Origin of the sequence: Mesorhizobium sp. Cs1299R1N3, from assembly GCF_037179625.1 — a bacterium.
GTDB lineage: Bacteria > Pseudomonadota > Alphaproteobacteria > Rhizobiales > Rhizobiaceae > Mesorhizobium > Mesorhizobium salmacidum.
The window spans coordinates 1-18,558 of sequence record NZ_JAPYKQ010000032.1 but is presented as its reverse complement, the minus strand read 5'-3'; the positions used below and the strand labels follow the sequence as shown (position 1 = coordinate 18,558).

Here is an 18,558-nt window from a genome sequence, read left to right as displayed (position 1 = left end):
CACTTCGGGAACGGGCTGAGCAGCGGCATCGAAGCCAGCCAGCATGCCGGCTTTCATCCGCTCTACAATTGCGAGCAGAGCCGGTAGGCTTCATAGATCGACGAGTAGATATCCCGGCTGGCAACTGCGTCTCCAATGCGGTGCAAGACGAACGATCCAGCAGCGTGGGGACCCCTCTTTGTCTTTGTTCCCGTCATGAGTGCGATGTCGGTGACGCCGTCGTTGGCGGAGCGCGCACGCAATTCCTGGTAGGTATCTTCCATGGGCGCCGTGCCGCGCTCGACAATGAGTTGGGCTGCCGTCATTTCCGTTTCCGCACCGGTGAGCTCATGCCGGAATCTGGCGGCGATTCCGTTGTCTTGGCCCGCCGCCTTGACCAGTCGCATGTCGCAGACAACCCGGATGCCGAGTTCCGAGGCAAGTTTGCGGAAACTTACCCTGTCCGGATAGGGTGTCTCGATCGCCACGGTGTCGTCTGCGATGGCCAGGCTGACCACGCGCCCCAGGCGGGCAAGATGCAGGGCGCAGGAAATAGCGGCCTGGCGTCCAGTCTCGTCGTAGATGAGAACATCGTCCTTCGCCGGCACGACGCCGGTCAAGACATCCCAGACGCTGTCGCAATGTTCGGCGCCCTCCAGCCATTCCATGTCCGGAACGCCGCCGGTGGCAACGATCACCGCGTCCGGCTTCTCGGCCAGGACGATCTCCGCGTCCGCATAGGTGTTGAGACGGACGTCCACGCCGAGGCGGGCGAGTTCATCGACGCGCCAATCGACTATGCCTATGAGATTCTTGCGGTCGACGGCGGAGGCCGCAACGAGCACCTGCCCGCCGAGCCGCGCTCCGGCTTCAAGCAAGCAGACTTTGTGCCCGCGCTCGGCGGCGACCCTTGCCGCTTCCATTCCACCCGGACCCCCGCCGACCACGACTACACGTTTCTGCGTTTCGGCCCCGGCGATGGCATGGCTGATGATGGTTTCATGGCCGCTGGCCGGATTGTGAACGCACTGCACCTTCTTGTAGAGGCAGTAGGAAGCGCCAACGCACGGGCGAATGCGGTCTTCTTCTCCCCGCATCACCTTGTTGACGATATGCGGGTCGGCAATATGCGCCCGCGTCATGCCAACCAGGTCGACAAGGTTCTCGCGGATGGCATGCCTGGCCGTGGCTACATCCCTGATGGCGGCGGCGTGGATGACAGGCAATCGGGTCTCTCGCTTGAACTGCCCAACCAGCGGCAGAAACGGCGCGCTGCGGGTGAACATGCCAGGCATGTTCTGCTCGGCCAGGGACAGGTCGGTGTCCATGCGGCCAAAGATGCAATTGAAGAAATCGATATGGCCTTCCCGCTCGAACAACCGGGCGAAAGCGAGGCATTCCTCGAAATCCGATCCGTCATCGACCGCCTCGTCGATGACGAATCGAATGCCGACCGCGAAATCGTCGCCAACCGCCTGGCGAATCGCCTCATGAACCATCAGGCCGAAGCGCGCGCGATTTTCGAGCGAGCCGCCAAATCCATCCATGCGTCTGTTGGTTCTGCGCGACAGGAATTGGCCGATGAGATGGCCGCCGGTGACGGTCTCGATGCCGTCCAGCCCACCGTCACGGCAACGCTTGGCGGCGCTTGCGTAATCCCTGACGATCCTGTCGATGTCGGCTGCGTCCATCGCCTTCGGAAAATTCCGGTTTCGCGTCTCGCGAACGCGTGACGGCGCCACCGGCGGGAGCCAGTTCCCGGCATAGGCGGTGGCGCGCCTGCCAAGATGTGAGACCTGGCACATGACGGCCGCGCCATGGCGATGGATTCGCTGCGACAGAGACTGAAGATGGGGGACGATGCGATCGCTCGAAAGGTCCAGCTGGCCGCCGCCCCAGCTCGAGTCGGGCGAGGTCATCGCCGAGCCGCCCGCCATGGTCATCGCCAGGCCGCCGCGCGCTTTCTCTTCATGGTAGAGCTGGTAGCGCTCGAGCGGCAGGCCGCCCTCGTCCAGCATCGAGGCATGGCTGGTGCTGACGACGCGGTTGCGCAGCGTCAGACCCTTGAGCCGGAACGGCTGAAGCAGAGGATCGCCGGATGTGCTGTCTGCTTGAGATGCCGCTACGTTCACGTCCTGCTCCGTGCCATTCCTGAGAGTTATAGTCTGCCCTTTACGGGACTTCAGAAAGCTTGAAAATTGTTGGGGTGGATATACGCTGGACGTATGGCTGGTTTTGCAAAACTCGTTCCTTCCGCGCGCGGACTTCTCGTTTTCGAGGCTGCTGTCCGGCTGGGCAGCTTCACGGCCGCCGCGCGGGAGTTCAACGTCACTCAACCATCCGTTAGCCGCAGCATCGCCCAGCTCGAAGCCGATTTTGGCGCCGCTCTGTTCACCCGGGAGCCAACGGGATTGGCCGCGACCCCGGAAGGGCGCGCCCTTTATTCGGCTGTACGGGAGGGATTTGAAGGCATCGCGCAGGTGATCCGGGAGATCAGGCAGAACCGCGCTGCAAAGCCGCTGGTTACCCTTTCCCTTTCGAGTTCTCTGGCAACACACTGGTTTGTTCCCAGATTAGGGGCGTTCAACAACAGATTTCCTGATGTGGACCTGAGGTTCGAATTGATCGCCGGCGTTCTACGAGGGCCTGCCGAGAATGTAGACCTTGCCACGAGAATCTTGACCGATGACGATACGCAGTATCACCGCTGGGCGTTTTCGCCGGAAATCATCGTTCCCGTATGCAGTCCATCCTATCTGTCGGCCCACGGTCGGTTGATACATGCCGGAACCGGGGACGGTCACGTCCTGCTTCATCTTACAGACGCCAAGGAGCAGTGGCTGGACGCCTGGGGCGGTGTAGCGGACCGCAAGACCAGCAGGGCGAAGTGGCTCGAGTTCTCGGACTACGCGGTCGTCCTTCAGGCAGCGATGAACGGGGAAGGCGTGGCGCTCGGCTGGCTCAGCAATGTTTCAAGGGCGCTGCTTCAGGGAACGCTTGTTCCGGCCTCGGACAGGCAGATCAAGACGGGCCGGATTCATCAGCTGATTGCACCGCGCTCAAAGCCGGTACGGCCTGTCGTCTCTGACATCAGCGCCTGGATGATCGCCGAGATGCAAGCCGAATTGAAAGCATTGCACGCGATACTGCGGCTGGACATTTTGTAGCGGGCTGCGGGGACAACTGCAACGCGCGGCGCCGGCGACCACTGACTACCTCGGGAACAGACTGGGCAGCGGCATGTGCGCCTTGACGATGGGAGACTTCAGCACGACGAAGCTGAAATACTTGTCGATGCCGATATCCATGTCGGTCAGCCGCTCCATGATCGTCTGGTATTCAGCGATGCCGGAGGTCACAAATTTCATCAGGTAGTCGTAGCCACCCGACACAAGGTGACATTCAATGACCTGCTCGATCTTGTCCACGACGGCGAGAAAACGAGCGAAGTCCACCTGGCGGTGGTTCTTCAAGGTGATTTCGGTGAAGACGGTCAATGTCTGGCCGAGCTTGCCAATATTGACCTGCGCGGAATAGCCCTCGATGTAGCCCTCTGATTGCAGCCTCTTGACCCGCATCAGGCATGGGCTCGGCGACAGATGCACCACTTCCGCCAATTCCACGTTGGTGATGCGGCCGTTCTTCTGCAGTTCGTGAAGAATCTTGATATCGATCCGATCGAGTTTCACGGGTTGTCTCCGAGGAAGAGTGCCGCAGCACAAAATGCTGCCTTGCTGGTGACCGTCGAGACTACCACAGCCCGCTGGGCTGTCCATCGGAGCGGATGCCACTTGAAACGCAGGGACTCCCGATTTCAATATGACTGCCGGAATAAAATTCTGCTCCGGCCACAACTGCAGCAGCGGCTGCCTGCGCAACACGCTAGATTGGAGCTTCAAGGCAGAGGGAATCATGCGCACGCCGCTGCAGCAAATCGAAACGTCTGGCGAAGTACCGCAATCCGCTGATGTGGTGGTGATCGGCGCGGGCATCGTAGGTGTCTTCGCGGCCTACTATCTCGCCCGGCGCGGCCTGAAGGTCGCGCTTGTCGAAAAGGGACGCATTGGCGCCGAGCAGTCCAGCAGAAACTGGGGATGGTGCCGCCAGCAGAACCGCGACGCCCGCGAGCTGCCGATGGCAACCCGAAGCCTCGACCTGTGGGACAGCTTTGCGGCGGAGACCGGCGAAGACACCGGCTTTCGCCGTTGCGGGCTGCTTTATCTCAGCAATGACGAGGCGGAACTTGCCGGCTGGGCGCGTTGGCGTGATTTCGCCAGAACCGCCGGTGTTACCACGCACATGCTCGACAGCGCCGAGGCCACCGAGCGGGGCCGCGCCACCGGCGGGAGCTGGAGGGGCGGCGTCTTCTCGCCGACCGACGGCACTGCCGATCCGTCGCGGGCGGCGCCCGCGGTCGCCCGCGCCATCCTCAAGCTTGGCAGCACCGTCCACCAGAATTGCGCGGCGCGCGGTATCGAAACCGAGGCCGGGCGACTGAGCGGCGTGGTCACGGAAAGTGGAACGATCCGGACCAAAGCCGCGGTCATAGCCGGTGGCGCCTGGGCCTCCTCATTTTGCCACCAGTTCGGTTTCCGCTTCCCGCAGGCGTCGGTACGCTCGTCCATCCTGTCCGTCTCGCCCGGTGCGAAGGGCCTGCCGGATGCGCTGCACACCGCGAAGATTTCGGCCACGCGCCGTGGCGACGGCGGCTATACGCTCGCCATAAGCGGACGCGGACGCGTGGACGTGACCCCGCAGCAGCTGCGTTTCTCGTCGCAGTTCTTTCCCATGTTCCTGAAGCGCTGGCGCAGCATCGGGCCTGGCGGGCTGCAAGGCATGCGTTCGGGCCACGAAACCCTGCAACGCTGGGGGCTCGACCAACAGACGCCGATGGAGCGGATGCGCATCCTCGACCCGGTTCCGGATCAGGGCACCATCCGGCTGACCCACGCCCGGGCGCTCGAGCTCCTGCCTGCACTTCGCCAGACCAGGATCAGCGCGGCCTGGGCCGGCTACATCGACAGCACGCCGGACGGCGTGCCCGCCATCGGCGAGATCCATACCGTTCCGGGTTTCTTCCTGGCCGCCGGGTTTTCGGGGCACGGCTTCGGCATCGGACCAGGCGCCGGGTACCTCGTTGCCGATCTGGTGACCGGGTCGGAACCGATCGTCGATCCGACATCCTATGACCCGCGCCGCTTCGACGCTTCGGTATGGGGCAAGGTCGCCGACTTCTAGGTCCGACGAAACCGTATCAGTCTTCCCGGAGGAAGACGCCGATGGGTGCTGGCCGGACAGGGGCTTGCGCGCGAAACCTGCCGACGGCTTCGGGCATACAGCCGGTTTGCGCGGCGACGAGTTCAACGGCAGCCAACTGGCAATAGCGCCCCTGGCAGCGCCCCATGCCGGCGCGTGAAAGTGACTTCACCCTGTTGGCCTCGCCGCTTCCGAAATCCGTCCCCTCGCGCACGGCTGCGGCAGTGACGTTCTCGCAACGGCAGACGATCGCCTCATCGGGCAGCGCCCGTACCATGGCCGCCGGCCAGGGAAAGGCGCGAGCCAGACCGCGGGCAAAGCGCTCGAGGCGCACGAGCTTGCGCAGATCGGCACTGACCGAGGGCGCCTGATACCCGATGTCGGCAAGGCACGCCGCCGCTGCAAGGCGCCCCGCAATCTCGGCGCCATCGGCACCGAGCAGGCGAACCCCATCGCCCGCAAGGTAGACGCCGTTGCCGGCCCGACCCATTTCGTCGGTCTTTGGCAGCCACTGCCGCCACTGCTCGTCATAGGTGAAGGCGCACCCCGCCAGATCGGCCAGATGGGTTTCGGCCCGCAGGTGCCAGCCCATGCCGATCATGTCGCAGGAAGTGAGCTGCTGCCGTCCGCTGGCATCGCGCCAGCGCAAGGCTGCGACGCCCTGCTGGTCGGCCTCGATCCGCTCCAGTGTCACACCCGCATGATAGCGGCGGCCGAGCCGCGCCCGCAGGGCCAGGCCGCGCAACGCAACGACCGGCCGGGCGGCAAAGCCTGAGAATCCCTGCACCTGTTGATGCCAGGGAGACGTATCAAGCACCGCGGCCACATCCGCTCCAGCCTCGACGAGCTGGGCGCCGACCAGCGTCAGCAAAGGCCCCGATCCTGCCAGGACGATCCGCCGCCCAAGCGCCACACCTTGCGCCTTGAGCGCGATTTGCGCCGCGCCAAGACTGTAGACGCCGGCATTCTGCCAACCGGGGATCGGAGCGACGCGATCGGACGCGCCGGTGGCAAGGATCAGACGCTCATAGCCGACCACCTGCACGCCGCCCTCCCCCAGCACATGCAACTGGCCTCCATGCGCGGCAATGACAGAGCTGCCCGCGCAATGGGTGAGTTGCCCATTTTTGGCCAGCCGGTCGAAGAGCACATGCAGCGCGCGCGCCTTCGCCGCTTCCGACCCGTAGAGCTGCTTTGGCGTGCGGAGGAACCCGGCAGGCGGACGGCGATAAATCTGCCCGCCCGCGCGATGCCCTTCGTCGATCACCATCGGATGGAGTCCGGCCTCGACCAACATGGCGGCGGCCCTGATGCCGGCGGGACCGGCACCCACGATCACAATCCGTGGCGGTGAGGCCCCGTTCAAGGCCAGCTCTCCGGCGGCGTCGTGCGCAAACGGAGACCCTCAGCGACAAGGGTTGTGCACGCGCGCAGACGCGGCTTCTCCTCCTCCTCCTGCCATATCCAGCAATCCTGGCACGCTCCCATCAGGCAGAACCCTGCGCGCGGCTCGGGTCCGAACTCGGATTTTCGCAAGGCGTGTTCAGAAGCCAGCACGGCGGTCAGCACGGTGTCGCCGGCCAGCGCGTGACGCATCTCACCGTCGAGAAAGAAGTGCACCTGTACCCGATCGCGTTCGGCCAGCCGGACGATACGGCCGGCCGTGCTCATTCCGCGGCCTCTTGTATCTGGTGAGGATGCGGCAATTCGGGGAAGCGTTCGCAGACCGCATCGAAGGCTGCCTGAACGCCCTCCGGCCCGGAGCGTCCTTTCATACGGCGGAAGATCTCCGTCTTGGCGAAGAAGCGCCAATGGATCGGCAAAGCATCCAGAACCACATGAAGCTGGTCATAGGCCGCCGGCGTCCACTGCGCTTCGTAATCATCGCGCTCCGGACCGAAATGGAAAGGAGTGACGGATGGCTTGTGCCCTGCCCGCAGTCGCTCCGTCGCCTCCTCATCGAGTTCGCCGCCGCGGATGACGACGCCATAGTCACGCTCGGCGGCTGTCGGCGAGACATAGCCGCGCCGCACGTCCTGCGCGACCCGCCAGGGCTCGCGCTGAAACGGATCACCGCGTCCGCCGCCGCCGGCGGAACGGATCTCGAGCTTGTCGCCGGGCTGCAGGACCGCCGTGTCGATATTGCCCAGCCGCCGCTCGTGCTCGCCCCCCGGATTGACGACCATATCGGACAGGCCAGCCGCCTTGCCGCCCAGCACGCCCCAGGGTCGGAAGAAGCTGCGGTCGCGGTTGCGGGCCGTGATCCTGGAGTCCGGAGCAAAGACGCGGAAAGCCATTTCGGTCGCCAGCCCGCCGCGCCAGCGGCCCGCCCCGCCGCTGTCCCTGGCGAGCCCGTATTTCACGAATTCGACCGGGGTCTCGGTCTCGGTGATCTCTATCGGCGTGTTCTTGAGATAGGCGGCATCGGCACCCGATCCGTTGGTGCCATCGCGATGCGGCATGGCGCCGCCGCCGCCCACCACGGGGTTCACCGCCGCGATGACGCTCCGGCTGGTACGCTCATCCGTCGTCATGACGTTGATGATGCAATTGTTGCCGGCCGGAGCCGCAGGCAGGCGCTCCGGCACTGCCTGCGAAAAGGCGCCGAAGATGACCGAGCGCAGCCGGGCGCACGTGAGCGAGCGCATGCCGACGGCGGCGGGGTGGACCGGGTTCAGCACCGAACCTTCAGGGGTGATGCAGGTGAAAGGCCTGGTGAGGCCGGTGTTGAGCAGGATTTTCGGGTTGAGCGTGTAGAGAACGTAATAGACGCCCACCAGCAGCATGGTGTGGCGCGGGTCGCCGCCCGAGGGCACGTTGAGCGAGGAGCCGAGTTGCGGATCGGAGCCGGTGAAGTCGAGCACCGCCTCCCCGCCTTTGATCGTCAGCGTCAGCTTCAGCCGGCAGGGATTGGCCTCGACCGAATCCTCGTCGGCATAATCCGCGAATTCCCATGTGCCGTCAGGCATGGAGCGCAGCACGTCGCGCGCCTGCGCCTCCGCGTGGTCAAGAAGAGCGGCAACGCCTTCGATGAAGCCTATCTTGCCGAACTTCCGCACCATTGCCTGGATCTTGCGCTCGCCGGTGTTGAGCGCGCCGACGAGTGCCTTGATGTCGCCGATGTTGAGATCCGGCTTGCGCACATTGGTGCTCATGATGCGCAGGATCATTTCGTCGAATACGCCCTCATTCACGAGCTTCATCGGCGGAAAGCGGATGCCTTCCTGATGGATTTCGGTCAGCGCCCGGCTGAGCGAAGCCGGCACCGCCCCACCCATGTCGGTGTTGTGGATGTGGCCTCCGGTCCAGGCGACGATCTCGCCACCGACAAAGACCGGCTTCCACAGATGGGTGTCGGGTGCATGGGTGGCGACATAGCCTGAATAAGGATCGTTGGTGAAGGCAACGTCGCCAGGCCGGTAGTCGTCCACCATTGCGATCGCACGGCGATACGAAAGCCCGGGATACCAGGTGGCGCCGAGTTCCATGGGGACGGCGAAGGTCGCGCCCGAGCGGTCCATCAGCATCACCGTGAAGTCCTGCGTTTCCTTGACGAAGGCGGAATGCGCGGTGCGGTGTAGCGTATGGGCCATGTTCTCGGCGGCCGCGCGGGCATGGTTCGCCAGAACCTGAAGGTTTGTCCGGTCAAACAAAGGCGTCACTCCGCGAAGGTCAGAAGAAGATTGAGGTGGCGATCGACCCGCGCCTGCACTCCGGCGGGAATGGCAAGGGTGGTGTCTTCCTGAACGACCACGGCAGGCCCTTGGAAGCTACTGCCAGGCACAAGAGTCTGCCGGTCGTGGAGGTCGACGGTCTCGACGCCCAGGCCTGTATAGACCGGAAGCTGGCGCGCCGGACTGGCGGAGACGTCGATCTCGTCGATCTCTGGAAAGGAGAGCGCCGGACCCGCGCCGACGGCGGACAGCCTGATGTTCACAAGCTCGATCTCGCCGTCCGGGTCGTGGAAATCGTAGAGCCGCTCATGGGTGCGGTGAAAGGCCTGCTCGATGGCCTCTGCGTCACTCTCCTCGAGCCATTCCGGCGAAAGGACGACCTCGATCTCATAGCTCTGACCGAGATAGCGCATATCGCAGGAGAAATTGGGCTCAGCGGCCGCGTCATGCCCCTGCGCCGCGAGCCAGTCGCGACCCTCGCTTGCGAGCGCCTCGAAAGCCGCGCGGATAATTGGGAGCGAGGCGGCCGACAGCGGCGAGAAAATGGTGCGAATGAAATCTCCGCGCAGATCCGCCACCAGTCCGCCCAGTGCCGACACCACGCCGGGGCGTCGTGGCGCCATGACGCGCTTCATGCCGAGTTCGCGGGCGAGAAAGGCGCCAAGCATGGGGCCGCCGCCGCCAAAGGGCATCAGCGTGAAATCGCGCAAGTCGACGCCGGCGCGCGATGCGAGTTTCTCGACCTCGACGAACATCTCCGACACCGCGATGTCGAGGATCGCTTGCGCGGTCTGCTCGACCGGGCGGCCGAATCGCCTCGCAAGCTCGCCGACCGCGCGATGCGCCAGCCCGGTATCGATGCTGAGTTGTCCATAGGCCATCTCGCTGTGGCCGAGCCATCCGCATACCACCATGGCATCCGTCACGGTCACCCGCTCGCCGCCGCGGCCGTAGCAAGCCGGTCCCGGCGTCGAGCCGGCCGACTCGGGCCCGACCCGCAACACCCCTTGAGCGTCGACGCTGGCGATCGAGCCGCCGCCGACGCCTATCGAATTCACCGACACGGAAGGGATATGGAGCGGAAACTCGCCGATCAGTTCGCCGGTGCCGAACTGTGGCCTACCGTCGATGATGAGTGCGAAGTCGGCCGAGGTGCCGCCGATGTCGAGGGTAAGTATCCTGTCCTCGCCGGCCTGACGCGCCAGCCACGCGGCGCCGATGACCCCTGAAGCCGTACCCGAAAGCAGCATGTTGACACAGGCCTGCTTGCCTTCGGCAGCGTTCATCAGCCCACCGTTCGACTTCGTCAGCATCGGACGGGCCGGCACGCCGCGGCTCTTCAACCGCTCTTCCAGCGCCGTCAGGTAGCCCGAGACACGCGGATGGACATAGCCGTTGAGGATGGCGATGGAGCTGCGCTCGTATTCGCGAATGACCGGCCAGACCTCGGCCGAGGTGAAGACGAAGAGGTCGGGTGCGAGGCGCGCAATAGTAGACTTAACCGAGGCCTCCTGCGCGGCGTTGCGCCAGGAATGAAGGAAGGCCACGATGATACCTTGCGCCCCGTTCGCCTTCGCCGCCGCGACCGCGCTTTCAACGGTTGCCACATCAGGTGCCTTGGTCTCGCTGCCATCGGCGCGCATGCGGGCCGGAATGCCGAACACCATGTCGCGCGAGATCAGCGGGTCCGGCCGAGAGCAGAACAGCGAATACATGTCCGGCATTCGAAGCCGTGCGAGCTCGATCACGTCCTCGAAGCCGGCATTGGTGAACAGCGCGAGCGGCGCGCCCTTGCGCTGGATGATCGTGTTGATGCCGACCGTCGTGCCGTGCACGAAGCGCGTCATATGGGTGGGATCAAAGCCCTCGCGCTCGGCCAGAAGGGCGAGGCCGGTCATCAGCTCGGCGCCCGGATCTTCCGGTGTCGTCAGCACCTTCAGCGAGGCGACGCGTCCGGAGTTTACTTCAAGCGCACAGAAATCGATGAAAGTCCCGCCGATATCGACGCCGACCTTCCAGTCGGCCTCGTTCCCTGCCCAGTTCGCCGCGATGGCGCCATCCATGATGCGTTCCTTCCTGTCTGACGACCAAAGCTGGCACGAGCGGATGGTGCGGGTCCAAGACGTATGACGGGCAAGGATATAAGTCCTGCTTATGCCTTAGCGCGATGTTCATCCAGGACGATGGAACAGGCCGCGCGGATTTCATCGCGCATCATCTCATCGGCCCGCGAAAGGGCTCGCGTGCGCGAGATGAGAAGCGCGATCGGGAATTCCGGCCCGGCCGCGAGTGGCCTGACCGCGAGCCCAGCAAAATGATGCCACGGCAGCAGCGCATCGACCAAGCCGATGCCCAGGCCGGCCTGGACGAAGCCGACTGCGGAGATGGAGACGTCGATCTCCAGCGACGGCGAAAGCGCCACGCCTTGCGCCTGGGCCGCGCGGGCCAGTTCATCGGCAGGGCGGGTGTTGCCGCGATAGGATATCAACGCTTCTCCGACAAGGTCGGCGAGCGTCAGCTCGGTTTTCGTTCGCAGCGCGTGCCCGGCGGGCAGCAGGCATACGAAGCCGAGGCTGCCGACCACCTCCGCCTCGATATCCGGAGGCAGCCGGTCGTCCATGGCAACGCCGAGGCTGACATCGCCCGCACGCAGCATGTCGACGATTGCCGAGATCGGCGCGCTATGGGCGCGCAGCATTACGTTGGGATGCTGCGCCCGGAATCTGGTGAACGCACGCGGCAATATCGCCATTGCCGGCGGCGGCGATGCCGCAACCCTCACCAGCCCTGCCCGACCCAGGCGCAGGTCGGTTGTCTTGCGGCGCAAGCCCTCAAGCCCCGCCGACAACCTCTCGGCATCGGGGAAGATCTCTAACGCCTCCGGGGTTGGTCGCAGACGGCCCTTCACCCGCTCGAACAGGGTGAAGCCGAGTTCGTCCTCGGCGTGGAGCAGGATCTGGCTGAGCGCAGGCTGGGAGATGTTCAGCATCCGCGCCGCGGCGGTCACGGTACCCGCGCGCATCACGGCGATGAACACTTCGAGCTGCCGGGCCCGCATGGCTACTCCATAGGTAAAACTTATGGCTTCTGTCCAAACCCATCTTTGACGCAATAGCGCGGCGCGGACAAGATCGGCTGGGATTGATTGTTAGAGGGCGCTATGGATGTAGTCGTGCTGGGCGGCGGACTGATGGGGACGGCTTCGGCCTATTTCCTCGCCCGGCGCGGCGCGCGCGTGATGCTGATCGAGCGGAACCGGATCGGAAGCGGGGCAACGGTCGCCTCCTTCGGCAACATCCGGCGCACAGGGCGTCATCTGTCCCAGCTTCCATTGGCCGATCGCTCGCTCAGGCTCTGGGGCGAGGCCGAGAAAATGCTTGGCCGCGACGTCGAATTCCGCGCAACCGGCCATATCCGGCTGATCTTCGATGAAGCCAGTCTCGCCGACATGCGAACTTACGCCCAGACGGCGCGGCCCTGGGGACTTGAGCTGGAGGAACTCAGCCCGCGAGAGATACACACCCGCTTTCCCGGCCTCGGTCCCGATGCGATCGCGGCGTCGTTCTCGCCGCATGATGGCAGCGGCAATCCGCGGCTGATTGCACCCGCGTTTGCCGAGGCAGCCCGCCAGCTGGGCACCGAAATCGTCGAGGAAGCGGAGGTCGAGACTGTCAGGCACACCGGCTCCAGCTTTCTTGTCACCAGTTCAAAAGGTACATTCGCCGCCGAGTGCCTGCTCAACACCGCCGGAGCTTGGGGTGCACGCATCGCCGCACAGTTCGGCGAACAGGTTCCGCTCGACGCGCGTGGCCCCCAAATGGGCGTGACCGAACCACTGCCGCACCGGATCCTGCCGGTGGTCGGCATCTGGACGCGTGACAAGAACCATGGCGCCTATCTGCGTCAGGTCGAGCGGGGCAACATCGTCTTCGGCGGCGCCGCCGAAAGAGTGTCGGTGGATCTCGACCCAGGCCATGCGGCCGCCGACCCCATGCGCCTGCCCACGCAATTGCGTGCCGTCGTGCGGCTGCTGCCGGCAATCGCGCGGGCCACCGTCATCCGCACCTGGTCAGGCTGCGAGGGCTATGTCAGGGACATGCTGCCGGTCATGGGACGCTCGGCGACGACGCCAGGCCTGTTCCACGCCTTCGGCTTCAGCGGACACGGCTTCCAGCTCGGCCCAGGCGTCGGCGACGCAATGGCCGAACTCATCTTGACCGACCGATGCGAAACGCCGCTCGATGATTTCAGGGTCGATCGCTTCGGCCGCGCCGTCTGAAAGGTTGCGACAACGTCCAAACCCTCACGTTCGGCGTACGTTCGACACAACGCGAGTTGATCGTCTATCGGTCGTTCATTCTGCAGATCGGTTGAGAGGCATGGGTAGATCGCGGCTCGATTCACGATGGATTTTCCTGGCCTGCGCGTGGTCTCGCGCGCAGCTTGGCGCGCGAGAGCGCTTGCAAGGCGCAGAATCGCTCTGTCAGCCACTTGGCGCAGGACCGGTTCGTGGGATTTTCATCACATTGGGGGTGGCGCTTGCTGCGGGTCAAGAATAGGGGTGTGCCGTACTGCCGCGGAACAAAGCAGTCCGGATGGTGCATGGTCTTCTTCAAGGCTTCCGAGATCACAATCTTGGTCCATGTTTCGCAAGATGTGCTCGTGCGAGAGATGAGAGAAGCCATGATATCGAATGGTCGCAGAAAGGGGTGGCAAGGCGTGCCATTCGGAAATCCGCCAGCCTTCCGGCCGTGCTTTACATGCGCTGCTGGTAGCGCTACCAATTCATATGGAGGACGTGGCAAGACTGCAAGCTGCGTATGTATGGAGTGGACGTCTCCCTCGCAGGCGTCGCATCGCTCGGGAGGGAATCGATGGCATCCGTTGCGATCCGCGATGTCTACAAATCCTTCGGCGCCGCCGAAATTCTCCATGGCGTCGGGATCGATATAGAAGACGGCGAGTTCGTAACGCTGGTCGGCCCGTCGGGCTGTGGGAAGTCGACACTGTTGCGCATGATCGCGGGCCTCGAAAGCATCACGCGCGGCGAGATCGCCATTGGCGGGCGCATAGTCAACACGGTCGCCCCCAAGGAACGCGACATTGCCATGGTGTTCCAGAATTACGCGCTTTACCCACATATGACGGTGCGCGAGAACATGGCGTTCTCCTTGATGTTGAAGCGTGTCTCGAAGCAGGAGAGCGATGGCAAGGTCGAGCGTGCCGCGGAAATTCTCAACCTCACGCCGCTGCTGTCGCGCTATCCCCGGCAGCTTTCGGGCGGGCAGCGGCAGCGCGTGGCCATGGGCCGGGCGATCGTGCGCGACCCACAGGTCTTTTTGTTTGACGAGCCGCTCTCCAATCTCGATGCCAAACTGCGCGTGCAGATGCGCGCAGAGATCAAGGAACTGCATCAGCGCCTGAAGACCACGACCGTCTATGTCACTCACGATCAGATCGAGGCGATGACGATGGCCGACAAGATCGTCGTCATGCATGACGGCAATGTGGAGCAGATCGGGCGACCGCTCGATCTTTATGACCGGCCGGACAATCTTTTCGTGGCGATGTTCATCGGCTCCCCGGCAATGAACATGCTGACAGGCCGTATTGGCGCCGGCGGCTTCGAAGGCAGCGGCGGCGTCGCCATAGATTTGCCGCGTACGCCGCAAAACCTGAATAACGGTCCGGTGGTGCTTGGCATACGGCCCGAGCATCTGCGCCTTTCCGACCACGGCTTCCCCATCACCGTTTCGGTCGTCGAACCGACCGGGTCGGAGTTGCAGATCATCGGCCGCGCGCCTGGCGGTGAAGAGATCGTCGCGAATTTCCGGGAGCGACACCCGTTCCAGCCCGGCGAAACCGTCAAGCTTGCCGCCGAGCCGAGCCTGATCCATCTCTTTGACGCGGATACGGGCCGCCGGCTTTGAACATGCCGAGGTCTCAGCCAATCAAAACAGGAGGAAATGGCAATGAGATTCACCAGACGCGACGTAATACGAACCAGCGCCGGTGCGGCGGCTGCCGGAGCAATCGGCAACCGCCTGCTTGGCACGCCAGCCTTTGCCCAGGATGCGCCGAAATACACGCCCGAAAAAGGCGCCAAGCTCAGGCTCCTTCGCTGGTCGCCGTTTGTTCAGGGCGATGAGACCGCCTGGCTGGCGCTGACGAAGAAATTCACCGATGCCACCGGTGTCGAGGTGCGCGTCGACAAGGAGAGCTGGGAGGACATTCGTCCCAAGGCGGCGGTCGCGGCCAATGTCGGCTCGGGCCCCGACCTGATGTTCGTCTGGTTCGACGATCCCTTCCAATATCCCGACAAGCTCCTCGATGTGACCGATCTCGGAGATCATCTGGGCAAGAAATATGGCGGCTGGCACGAGGGCCCGAAGAGCTACGCCACCAAGGGCGGCAAGTTCATCGGCTTGCCGCTGGCCACCATAGGCAACGCCATCGTCTACCGCGAGAGCTGGGTCAAGGAGGCCGGTTTCTCCGAGTTCCCGAAAGACACCGACAGCTTCCTCGAATTGTGCAAGGCCGTGCAGGCTAAAGGCCATCCGGCCGGCTTCACCCATGGGCATGGCGTCGGTGACGGCAACAACTACGCTCATTGGCTGTTGTGGAGCCATGGTGGCAAGATGGTCGACGAGAACAGCAAGGTGGTGATCAACAGTCCCGAGACGATGAAGGCGATCGAATATGCTCAGGCGCTCTACAAGACCTTCATCCCCGGCACGGAAAGCTGGCTCGACGTGAACAACAACCGCGCCTTCCTGGCCGGCGAGTTGTCCGTCATCGCCAACGGTATCTCGGCCTATGAAACCGCCAGGATCAACAAGGACAAGGATCCTAAGCTGACTGAAATGGCCAAGGACATCCGCACCGCTAGCTTGCCGATCGGTCCGATCGGCAAGGCAGTGGAGCTTTACCAGGTCACCTCGGCGGTGATCTTCAACTACACGCCCTATCCGAACGCGGCCAAGGCCTATCTGCAGTTCATGTTCGAGGAACCGCAGATGTCGGAATGGATCAAGGGCTCTTCCGGCTATTGCTGCCAAACCTTGAAGGCCTACGACGACAATCCGATCTGGAAGGCCGATCCGAACTATGCGCCCTATGCCAAAGCGTCCGCAACCCTGCGCAACAACGGCTACGCCGGGCCGCTCGGCTACGCTTCGGCCGCCACCATGGCCGACTATGTGCTGGTCGACATGTTCGCCAAGGCGGTGACCGGTCGGGCGACGCCACAGGAAGCAATGGAAGAGGCCGAGAAGCGCGCCAACCGGTATTACCGGGTGTAGTCCGCACGTCTTCTTCCGTTCATGGAAGAAGACGCTTGTATTTTTCGGGTCGGCCGCAGCGTGGGTCGAGACGTGCCGCCGAAATGCAGGCGCCCTATGAGGAGAGCGCGGGGCCGTGAGATCCGCGCGCCAGCAGTCTTCTCCACGAAGGCGGAAGGACTGCTGGCTCCGGAGCCACTCGATATCCACCAGAGGAGCCTTTTCATGGCCGTGACAACCGCCGCCGCCCCGCCCCGCCCCTCCTTCTTGTCGCGCATTGCGGAAAGCCGCGGGCTGCTTAGCTTTGGCTTTATGCTGCCGACAGTGGTGCTGCTGCTGGTCTTCCTGACCTATCCGCTGGGGCTCGGCGTCTGGCTCGGCTTCACCGACGCCCGCATCGGCAGGCCAGGCGTCTTCATCGGCCTGGAAAACTATGAATATCTCTGGGACGACAGCGTGTTCTGGCTGTCCGTGTTCAACACGCTTCTCTACACGGTGAGCGCGTCGATCCTGAAGTTCGCCCTCGGCCTGTGGCTGGCGTTGCTGCTCAACGAGAACCTGCCGTTCAAATCCTTTTTCCGCGCGGTGGTGCTTCTTCCCTGGGTGGTACCGACGGTGTTGTCGGCGATCGCTTTCTGGTGGATCTACGATTCGCAGTTCTCGATCATCTCCTGGGCTCTCAAGCAGATGGGCCTCATCGATCACAACATCAATTTCCTTGGCGATCCGCAGAACGCCCGCGCTTCGGTGATCGCCGCCAACGTCTGGCGCGGCATTCCCTTCGTCGCCATAACCCTGCTCGCCGGCCTGCAGACGATCCCGCAATCGCTTTACGAAGCCGCCACGCTGGACGGCGCCGGTCGCTGGCAGCTGTTTCGCTATGTCACCCTGCCGCTGCTGACGCCGATCATCGCCATCACCATGACCTTTTCGGTTCTGTTCACCTTCACCGATTTCCAGCTCATCTATGTGCTGACGCGTGGCGGCCCGGTGAACGCCACACATCTCATGGCGACGCTTTCTTTCCAACGCGGCATTTCGGGCGGGCAACTCGGTGAAGGCGCGGCGATCGCGGTAGCGATGATCCCCTTCCTGCTAGGCGCGATCCTGTTCAGCTATTTCGGCCTGCAGCGGCGCAGATGGCAGCAAGGCGGCGGAGATTGAGATGGCTCTAATCAACGCTAAACCGAACCCCGCCGGCGGCGACGACGGTGGCATGACCTATTTGCAAAGCATGCCGCGGCGCGTGGTGACGGTCTACCTTCCGTTGGCGACTTTCGTCATCGTGCTGCTCTTTCCCTTCTACTGGATGACGATCACCGCCATCAAACCCAACGCGGAGATGACCAGCTACGATACATCGAGCCCGTTCTGGGTGGTCCACCCGACGTTGCAGAACATCCGTTACCTGCTGTTCGAGACCTCCTATCCGGGCTGGCTGCTCAACACGACGATCATCTCGGTCGCCGCTACCGTGCTTTCGCTCATCGCCGCGGTGTTGGCTGCCTATGCGATCGAGCGGCTGCGCTTTTCCGGGTCGCGCCAGGTCGGGCTCGCCGTCTTTCTCGCCTACCTGGTGCCGCCGTCCATCCTGTTCATTCCGCTGTCGGTCATGGTCTTCAATCTCGGGCTCTACGACACGCCTTTTGCCCTGATCCTGACTTATCCGACTTTCCTGGTGCCTTTCTGCACGTGGTTGCTGATGGGCTATTTTCGTTCCATTCCCTTCGAACTAGAGGAGTGCGCGCTCATCGATGGCGCCAGCCGCTGGCAGGTGCTGACCAAGATTGTGCTGCCGCTGTCGGTGCCGGGGCTGATCTCCGCCGGTATCTTCGCCTTCACGCTGTCGTGGAACGAGTTCATCTACGCTCTGACCTTCATTCAGTCGTCTGAAAACAAGACCGTGCCGGTGGGCGTGCTGACCGAACTCGTCCGCTCCGACGTCTACGAATGGGGTTCGCTAATGGCCGGCGCCCTGATCGGGTCGCTGCCGGTGGTGATCCTTTATTCCTTCTTCGTCGAGCACTATGTGTCGTCAATGACAGGGGCGGTCAAAGAGTAGCCCAGCGCAATAGGGCAACTGACAGCAATGGCAATTTCCGGCGTTCCGCCATCGCGACTGAGTCCACACGATACCCGGTGGCCGAACACGGCGTTAGCAGACGAATTCGCCAAAACTCTTGGCTTCCTTCAGGCGACGCTTCTCGATCGCTGGTGATTGTCCTTCGCCAACGGCGCGCCTCGCGTCGACGCACTTCTCCCGAGCCCGGGCGAGTGAAATCCCGTCGCGTCCGTACCCTCCCGGACAGATGGTCTCCCGGCGGTCGTTGAGGCCTTTAATCCAGGCGGACGCTGGCTTTCTTTGCCTC

General features: G+C 63.4%; 14 protein-coding genes and 1 pseudogene. 7 read left to right on the top strand and 8 right to left on the bottom strand.

All coding sequences use genetic code 11. The features are described 5' to 3' along the window. Positions 1-62: 62 nt before the first annotated feature. Positions 63-2,111, bottom strand: coding sequence for an NADH:flavin oxidoreductase (locus O7B34_RS31065; RefSeq protein ID WP_337149528.1), 2,049 nt, complete (start codon positions 2,109-2,111; stop codon positions 63-65). 93 nt (positions 2,112-2,204) lie between these two features. On the opposite strand from O7B34_RS31065, the gene O7B34_RS31060 reads away from it, so the two are divergent. Further along, complete coding sequence (locus O7B34_RS31060) at positions 2,205-3,146, top strand: LysR substrate-binding domain-containing protein (protein WP_337149527.1); 942 nt, start codon at positions 2,205-2,207, stop codon at positions 3,144-3,146. A 45-nt stretch (positions 3,147-3,191) separates the two neighbouring features. Here O7B34_RS31060 and O7B34_RS31055 read toward each other — a convergent pair whose 3' ends face one another. Further along, positions 3,192-3,668, bottom strand: a complete 477-nt coding sequence (locus tag O7B34_RS31055; RefSeq protein WP_320212843.1) for an Lrp/AsnC family transcriptional regulator — start codon at positions 3,666-3,668, stop codon at positions 3,192-3,194. 223 nt (positions 3,669-3,891) lie between these two features. Between O7B34_RS31055 and O7B34_RS31050 the strand changes: the two genes are divergently transcribed. Then, positions 3,892-5,217 (top strand): NAD(P)/FAD-dependent oxidoreductase, encoded by a 1,326-nt coding sequence (locus tag O7B34_RS31050; RefSeq protein ID WP_337149526.1) that lies wholly within the window; start codon positions 3,892-3,894, stop codon positions 5,215-5,217. A 16-nt stretch (positions 5,218-5,233) separates the two neighbouring features. Here the strand turns inward: O7B34_RS31050 and O7B34_RS31045 are convergent, their stop codons facing one another. The 5 genes from O7B34_RS31045 to O7B34_RS31025 form a co-directional block, all read right to left on the bottom strand. After that, on the bottom strand, positions 5,234-6,601 hold the full coding sequence (locus O7B34_RS31045) for an FAD/NAD(P)-dependent oxidoreductase (RefSeq protein WP_337149525.1): 1,368 nt from the start codon (positions 6,599-6,601) through the stop codon (positions 5,234-5,236). Continuing rightward, positions 6,598-6,906, bottom strand: coding sequence for a (2Fe-2S)-binding protein (locus O7B34_RS31040; RefSeq protein WP_337149524.1), 309 nt, complete (start codon positions 6,904-6,906; stop codon positions 6,598-6,600). The genes O7B34_RS31045 and O7B34_RS31040 overlap by 4 nt, the downstream gene beginning before the upstream one ends. Further along, positions 6,903-8,888, bottom strand: coding sequence for a hydantoinase B/oxoprolinase family protein (locus O7B34_RS31035; protein ID WP_337149523.1), 1,986 nt, complete (start codon positions 8,886-8,888; stop codon positions 6,903-6,905). The genes O7B34_RS31040 and O7B34_RS31035 overlap by 4 nt, the downstream gene beginning before the upstream one ends. A 5-nt stretch (positions 8,889-8,893) precedes the next feature. Continuing rightward, positions 8,894-10,972, bottom strand: coding sequence for a hydantoinase/oxoprolinase family protein (locus O7B34_RS31030; RefSeq protein ID WP_337149522.1), 2,079 nt, complete (start codon positions 10,970-10,972; stop codon positions 8,894-8,896). Between the two features lie 89 nt (positions 10,973-11,061). Further along, positions 11,062-11,967 (bottom strand): LysR family transcriptional regulator, encoded by a 906-nt coding sequence (locus O7B34_RS31025; protein WP_337149520.1) that lies wholly within the window; start codon positions 11,965-11,967, stop codon positions 11,062-11,064. Positions 11,968-12,069: 102 nt separating this feature from the next. Here O7B34_RS31025 and O7B34_RS31020 point away from each other — a divergent pair, with 102 nt between their 5' ends. The 5 genes from O7B34_RS31020 to O7B34_RS31000 all read left to right on the top strand — a co-directional run bounded on the left by O7B34_RS31020 (position 12,070) and on the right by O7B34_RS31000 (position 18,251). Then, the gene (locus O7B34_RS31020; RefSeq protein ID WP_337149519.1) at positions 12,070-13,188 is read left to right on the top strand and encodes an NAD(P)/FAD-dependent oxidoreductase; all 1,119 of its coding nucleotides are present in this window, start codon (positions 12,070-12,072) and stop codon (positions 13,186-13,188) included. 595 nt (positions 13,189-13,783) lie between these two features. Beyond that, positions 13,784-14,839, top strand: a complete 1,056-nt coding sequence (locus O7B34_RS31015; RefSeq protein ID WP_337149518.1) for an ABC transporter ATP-binding protein — start codon at positions 13,784-13,786, stop codon at positions 14,837-14,839. 42 nt (positions 14,840-14,881) lie between these two features. Next, positions 14,882-16,210 carry an ABC transporter substrate-binding protein gene (locus tag O7B34_RS31010; protein WP_337149517.1) on the top strand — a complete coding sequence of 443 codons (1,329 nt, stop codon included), beginning with the start codon at positions 14,882-14,884 and terminating at the stop codon, positions 16,208-16,210. A 291-nt stretch (positions 16,211-16,501) separates the two neighbouring features. Then, the gene (locus O7B34_RS31005; RefSeq protein ID WP_411908769.1) at positions 16,502-17,353 is read left to right on the top strand and encodes a carbohydrate ABC transporter permease; all 852 of its coding nucleotides are present in this window, start codon (positions 16,502-16,504) and stop codon (positions 17,351-17,353) included. 1 nt (position 17,354) lies between these two features. Next, positions 17,355-18,251 (top strand): carbohydrate ABC transporter permease, encoded by an 897-nt coding sequence (locus O7B34_RS31000; protein WP_337149516.1) that lies wholly within the window; start codon positions 17,355-17,357, stop codon positions 18,249-18,251. Between the two features lie 102 nt (positions 18,252-18,353). On the opposite strand, the pseudogene O7B34_RS30995 reads toward O7B34_RS31000, so the two are convergent. Further along, positions 18,354-18,558, bottom strand: a pseudogene (locus O7B34_RS30995) (hypothetical protein); the annotation flags it as partial.